This is a genomic window from Flavobacterium sp., from assembly GCF_039916025.1.
Lineage (GTDB): Bacteria > Bacteroidota > Bacteroidia > Flavobacteriales > Flavobacteriaceae > Flavobacterium.
Genome location: NZ_JBDSMB010000138.1, coordinates 1 through 1857, shown reverse-complemented (window position 1 = coordinate 1857; position 1857 = coordinate 1). Strand labels below are relative to the sequence as shown.

Here is a 1857-nt window from a genome sequence, read left to right as displayed (position 1 = left end):
TCTGGACGGGACTCGAACCCGCGACCCCATGCGTGACAGGCATGTATTCTAACCAACTGAACTACCAAACCTCTGCGTTATTGCGGTTGCAAATATACAATCGTTTTTCAAATCTGCAACTATTTTTATGAAAAATAAAATGTGTAAAAAACAATTCTAACCAAACATTTGTTTTTCAACCAAGTAGGTTGTCAAAATCTTTTCAAAACTTTCATCCACAGCAACCGGAACATACTTAATTTTATTTTGAGCGCATGTCATGGCTAATGTTTTGAAGTAATTATTTACCTTTTCTTCATAAGCATCTTTGACAGTATCGGCAAAAATATTGATTTCTTCTCCTGTTTCTAAATCGATAAACTTTCTTGGCGCGTTATCAAAATTAAAATTGATTTCCGTTTTCTTATCAACAACATGAAAAACGACTACTTTGTGTTTGTTGTGTTTCAAATGCTGCAAAGCATTGAAAAGCGCTTCATTTTTGCCTATTTGAAACATATCTGTAAATAAAATAATCATCGAACGGCGATGGATTTTTTCTGCAATTTGATGCAAAAAAGTAACCGTATCGGTGCTTTTTGAATTTTTTGGCTTTTCTAAAAGTTCTTCGAGTTTATTCAAAATCATACGATGATGACGATCGCTTCCTTTTTCCGGTGCATAATATTCAAAAGTATCTGAATAGACGCTCAGCCCAACAGCGTCGCGCTGTTTTTTCAATAAATTCATCAAAACTGCCGAAGCTAAAACTGAGAAACCAATTTTATTATGATAAAAAACTTCGTCATTTTTCAGCTTCGGATAATGCATCGAAGAAGAATTGTCGATAATCAAATGACAACGAAGATTGGTTTCTTCTTCATATTTTTTGGTGTATAACCTATCTGTTTTGGCAAATAATTTCCAATCGATATGCTTGGTGCTTTCGCCAGAATTATAGACTTTATGCTCCGCAAATTCTGCAGAAAAACCATGAAACGGGCTTTTATGCATTCCCGAAATAAAGCCTTCCACAACTTGATTGGCAAGCAATTCAAGATGCTTAAAACCGGAAACGAGCTCTTTTTGTTCTTCAATCTTCATAGTCCAAATATAAACGGAAATTTCTAAACTAAATCATAAAAAAAGGCTCAACTTTCGTTGAGCCTTTTTATTAATTATAATGAGATTGCTTCTCCCGAAGCTTCGGGATTGCAATGACTTTGATTGTTATGACAACAAAGCATCAATAGCATCTGTGTAAGTTTTCTTGGGAGCAACTCCAACCTGACGTCCAACTACTTCTCCGTTTTGGAAAACTAAAACTGTTGGAATGTTACGAACTCCATATTTTGCAGCAAACTCCTGGTTTGCATCAACATCAACTTTTCCGACTGTTGCTTTTCCTTCATATTCTGTAGCGATTTCGTCGATAACCGGTCCAACCATTCTACATGGTCCACACCAAGCTGCCCAAAAATCTACTACTACTGGTTTACTTGATTTCAATACTACTTCGTCAAAAGTAGCGTCTGTTATTGCTAAAGCCATATCTTTTATTTTTAAATTATTGTATTTATTTAATGCCAAAATTAGGCATTTTATTTGGTATCAATGTTACAAAAAAATCAGTTTTGGTTATGAAATCATTATCAGAACTGATACTTAGTTCAGACTGAATTTAATTTTCATTTTTTCGAGTTCGTCAAGAAACTCTTTTGAAATAGCAATTCTTAATTTTCTGCTTGGCATCAAAATGCGAGTCTTAACTATGTTTTCTACTTCAGGTATTTCAATTTCAATTGAGACATTTTCTGTGTTTTCTTCATCAAAATTTTCATTTTCGATTACATCAACCTTAGGAGCTATCTCTGGGGG

Annotated in this window: 3 protein-coding genes; all 3 read right to left on the bottom strand. The window is 34.4% G+C overall.

The genetic code is table 11. The annotated features are described in order from the left end of the window. Positions 1-156: 156 nt before the first annotated feature. A complete protein-coding gene (locus ABIQ27_RS10030; RefSeq protein ID WP_348033751.1) occupies positions 157-1083 on the bottom strand; it encodes a DUF58 domain-containing protein in 927 nt (308 codons plus the stop codon). 126 nt (positions 1084-1209) lie between these two features. Next, the gene (gene trxA, locus ABIQ27_RS10025; RefSeq protein ID WP_348033750.1) at positions 1210-1530 is read right to left on the bottom strand and encodes a thioredoxin; all 321 of its coding nucleotides are present in this window, start codon (positions 1528-1530) and stop codon (positions 1210-1212) included. Positions 1531-1644: 114 nt separating this feature from the next. Continuing rightward, on the bottom strand, positions 1645-1857 hold a 213-nt coding region (locus tag ABIQ27_RS10020), incomplete at its 5' end, for a hypothetical protein (protein WP_348033749.1).

Bases quoted from the DNA above. Each gene is read 5' to 3' on its own strand.
- trxA (WP_348033750.1), bottom strand. From the start codon at position 1,530: ATGGCTTTAGCAATAACAGACGCTACTTTTGACGAAGTAGTATTGAAA.
- ABIQ27_RS10030 (WP_348033751.1), bottom strand. From the start codon at position 1,083: ATGAAGATTGAAGAACAAAAAGAGCTCGTTTCCGGTTTTAAGCATCTT.